Source organism: uncultured Idiomarina sp. (assembly GCF_964010655.1).
GTDB lineage: Bacteria > Pseudomonadota > Gammaproteobacteria > Enterobacterales > Alteromonadaceae > Idiomarina > Idiomarina baltica.
This window is the reverse complement of the sequence record NZ_CAXGLS010000078.1, coordinates 1-4,196: the sequence shown is the minus strand read 5'-3', so window position 1 is coordinate 4,196 and position 4,196 is coordinate 1. Positions and strand designations below refer to the sequence as shown.

The 4,196-nt window shown below is 47.3% G+C and carries 4 protein-coding genes and 1 pseudogene; 2 read left to right on the top strand and 3 right to left on the bottom strand.

Annotated elements, in window-relative coordinates; all coding sequences use genetic code 11:
* The 3 genes from ABNS04_RS12105 to sdhC form a co-directional block, all read right to left on the bottom strand.
* On the bottom strand, nucleotides 1-892 hold an 892-nt coding region (locus tag ABNS04_RS12105; protein ID WP_348671568.1), incomplete at its 3' end, for an FAD-binding protein.
* Nucleotides 893-1,240, bottom strand: a complete 348-nt coding sequence (gene sdhD / locus ABNS04_RS12100) for a succinate dehydrogenase, hydrophobic membrane anchor protein (protein WP_006955522.1) — start codon at nucleotides 1,238-1,240, stop codon at nucleotides 893-895.
* Nucleotides 1,234-1,608 (bottom strand): succinate dehydrogenase, cytochrome b556 subunit, encoded by a 375-nt coding sequence (sdhC, locus tag ABNS04_RS12095; protein WP_040487923.1) that lies wholly within the window; start codon nucleotides 1,606-1,608, stop codon nucleotides 1,234-1,236. The genes sdhD and sdhC overlap by 7 nt, the downstream gene beginning before the upstream one ends.
* A 315-nt stretch (nucleotides 1,609-1,923) precedes the next feature.
* Between sdhC and gltA the strand changes: the two genes are divergently transcribed.
* Entirely contained in the window at nucleotides 1,924-3,204 is a 1,281-nt protein-coding gene (gene gltA, locus ABNS04_RS12090; RefSeq protein WP_006955524.1) for a citrate synthase, read from the top strand.
* Between the two features lie 254 nt (nucleotides 3,205-3,458).
* Nucleotides 3,459-4,196: pseudogene (locus ABNS04_RS12085) on the top strand (lysine 2,3-aminomutase); the annotation flags it as partial.

Genomic DNA, 4,196 nt, shown 5'->3' with positions numbered 1-4,196 from the left:
GAATCTCGGTCATCATTGAACGTGCAACAACGTCACGCGATGCCAAATCTTTTGCGTTTGGCGCGTAGCGTTCCATGAAGCGCTCGCCATCTTTGTTAAGCAAGTAACCACCTTCACCACGGCAACCCTCGGTTACCAAGCAACCTGCACCTGCGATACCGGTTGGGTGGAACTGCCACATTTCCATATCTTGTACAGGTACACCGGCACGTAATGCCATACCTACGCCATCGCCCGTATTGATGTGCGCGTTGGTTGTAGAGGCATAAATACGCCCTGCACCGCCGGTCGCCAACACGACCGCTTTAGCTTTCACATAGTAGACTTCGCCGGTCTCAATATTCATCGTCGTGACACCGCACACAGCGCCGTCTTGGTTTTTAACGATGTCGAGTGCATACCACTCAGAGAATACCGTAGTCTTGTTTTTCACGTTTTGCTGGTACAATAAATGTAGCAAAGCGTGGCCGGTACGGTCCGCGGCAGCCGCTGTACGCGCCGCTTGCTCGCCGCCAAATTCTTTTGACTGGCCACCGAAAGGACGCTGATACACTTTACCATTTTCAAAACGAGAGAATGGCAAGCCCATGTTTTCGAGCTCTAAGATCGCTTCTGGACCGCTCTTACACATGTACTCAATTGCGTCTTGGTCGCCGATATAGTCTGACCCTTTGACGGTATCAAACATATGCCATTGCCAATCGTCTTCGTGGGCGTTACCCAACGCAACGGTGATACCACCCTGCGCAGAAACAGTGTGAGAACGCGTTGGAAACACTTTGGACATCAACGCACAGCTCATACCTTCTTGGGAAATTTGCAACGCAGCACGCATGCCTGCGCCGCCCGCGCCGATTACAACGGCATCAAATTCTAAAGTTTTTACGTTCACTTACACACCCCACAGTACAAACAAGCCAGTGAGCCAAACGATGATGAGCCCAACGCTGAATACGAACTGAATAAAAGCGCGTACACCCGAGGCTTTAACATAGTCCGTAAGTACTTGCCAGATACCAATCCAGCCGTGTACTAACACGCCGGTAAGCGCTAACAACGTGAACACTTTCATCCACAAATTCGAAAATAAGCCCGTCCAGTTGGCGTAGGTTACGTCCGCTGTTGACGCAAAGAAGCCCACCATGAACAAGACATATAGCAACATAACGACTGCTGAAGCACGCAACAAAATGAAGTCATGCGGGCCGCTACGTCCAAAGGTTCCAGCTTCTCTTACCATAACCACACCCCTACTAAAACTGACACGATAATCGAAATCACGATGGATGCAGTGGCACTGGCGCGGCCTGAATCAAGCTCTTCCCAGAAGCCCATATCCATGATCAAGTGACGAATACCAATGATTAAGTGGAATCCTAACGCTGTCAAAATACCCCAGCCAATGAACTTCGCGATAAAGCTAGTCATTATGCTTTCTACTTGAGCAAATCCCTCAGGACCACTGAGAGACGTTGCGAACGCCCAAATCAAGAAGGCCAGTGACACAAGCATAATGACACCGGAAACCCGATGCAGGATAGATGCTTTGGCAGCGGCAGGAAACTGAATGGTAGATAAGTCTAAGTTTACAGGTCTTTCTTTTTTCACGATAGATTGCCTTTCAATAAAGCACCAAGAAATGTAAAGAATGCCCGGAGCACTGTTAATTAATGCCACCTCGACGTATGTGAGTATATCGACCATAGCATTGAATTACAATGTCCAATGCCTATAACGGACATCGAAAGAATTTGGATTAAGACTAAAGTTGTATCTCGCATAAAAATGTAATCCTGTATTCACTTTATGCACGTATAATGATCGAGAGTGAGTTGCCAAGTCCTTTACAAAAATTGACATTTGGCACGTATTTCGAGTTAAATTAGCGCACTTTTTAAAAAGTAGATGCAAGGAGAAGTCCTTATGGCTGATCGTAAAGCCACTTTACAGATCGATGGACAGTCAATTGAGTTACCCGTTTTATCCCCTTCTGCTGGTAAGGATGTCGTTGACGTTCGCAGCTTAGGCAAACACGGATATTTCACCTTTGACCCAGGATTTTTAGCGACCGGCTCATGTGAGTCTAAAATCACGTATATTGACGGTGAAAACGGTGTCTTGTTGCACCGCGGATACCCGATTGGCGATCTCGCCACCCAAGCGGATTATCTAGAAGTCTGCTACATGTTGCTTCATGGCGAAGCTCCTGACGAAAAGCAATACCAAGATTTCCGTAAGACCATCACAAAACATACGATGGTGCACCAGGGCTTGCATAATTTCTTTAATGGCTTCCGTCGCGATGCTCATCCAATGGCAATGCTATGTGCTGTTACGGGCGCTTTGTCTTCGTTCTACCACGATGATTTGGACATTCATGATCCAGATCAACGCTTACGTAGCGCCTATCGCTTGATTGCGAAAATTCCGACAATCGCAGCGATGGCTTACAAGTTCAGCATCGGTCAACCGTTCGTTTATCCACGTAACGACTTAGGCTATGCGGAAAACTTCCTGAACATGATGTTTTCTGTACCTGCAGAGGATTATGAGATCAGTCCTGCTGTTGCAAAAGCAATGGACCGTATCTTTATCCTTCACGCCGACCACGAACAAAACGCTTCAACGTCGACTGTTCGTTTGGCAGGCTCTTCGGGTGCTAATCCATACGCATGTATCGCGTCAGGTGTTGCATCGCTATGGGGTCCTGCACACGGTGGTGCCAACGAAGCGTGTTTGCGTATGTTGGCTGAAATTGGTTCAGTAGAAAACATTCCTAAGTACATCGAAAAAGCAAAAGACAAGAACGACCCGTTCCGCCTTATGGGCTTTGGTCACCGTGTTTATAAGAACATGGACCCACGTGCGACGGTCATGCGTGAGTCATGCCACGAAGTACTGAAAGAATTGAAACGTGACGATCCATTGTTGGATGTTGCGATGGAACTTGAGCGCATCGCGCTTGAAGACGACTACTTTGTAGAGAAGAAGTTGTTCCCGAACGTCGATTTCTACTCAGGTATCGTACTTAAAGCGATTGGTATTCCAACCAACATGTTTACCGTAATCTTTGCGTTATCGCGTACTGTGGGTTGGGTATCACACTGGCACGAGATGATGAGCGAAGAGAGCCAAAAAATCGGCCGTCCTCGCCAATTATACACAGGCCACACGCAGCGCGACTTCAAACCGATCAAGAAGTAAGCGGTATCGTAAGTGACCTGCAAAGACATACAGAGCGCCCCGAGGGGCGCTTTTTTTGTGCTCGATGACAGGATAAAGGCGCCTCTAGTTTCCCATCACTGTACCGGTTTGAGCGATTGCCACAATCGATTTTATTAAGAGTACATACGATTAAATCCCACGGTTTACGTGCAACCACAGGGTAATTTCATTATAATACAGCGCAATTTTGTCTATTGCGCCGCTAATGGCACTTACAACATATAGAGAGGCTTATGCAGCAAGTAGTTAACGTACAGCAACCCGTAATTACTCCGCGTCGCTTCAAAGTTTACCAACATCGTCAGTTGGATAAGATTGAAGCACTTAAACGCGTACCCGATGATATTCGATTCGAAATGAAAGTGGTCGCGAACGTATTACCGTTCCGAGTCAACGAGTATCTTTTTAATGAGCTCATCGACTGGGAAAACGTACCTAACGATCCGCTGTTTCAGCTCACCTTTCCACAAAAGGATATGCTCGATCCCAGTGCATTCCAACGTATGGCTGATTTGATGTCAGGCAAGCATACGACCAATGAAGTCTTTGACCTCGCTACTCAGTTGCGCCAAGAGATGAATCCGCATCCAGCCGGGCAAATGCAGATGAACGTACCTCACGTTGATGGCGAACCATTGCCAGGCATGCAGCACAAGTATCGCGAAACGGTTTTATTTTTCCCTGCTCAAGGTCAGTACTGCCATAGCTATTGCACCTTTTGTTTCCGCTGGGCTCAGTTCGTCGGTAAAGCGACACGCTTCAACTCCAATGATGCCGATCAACTACATCGCTATCTGGCACAGCATAAAGAAGTGACTGACTTACTCGTTACAGGCGGTGACCCAATGGTCATGCGTACACGTAAGTTGAAGCATTATTTGGAGGGGCTACTGCAGCCTGAGTTCGACCATATTAAAACGATTCGTATTGGCACCAAAGCGTTGACATTTTGGCCGTACCGCTTCATTACG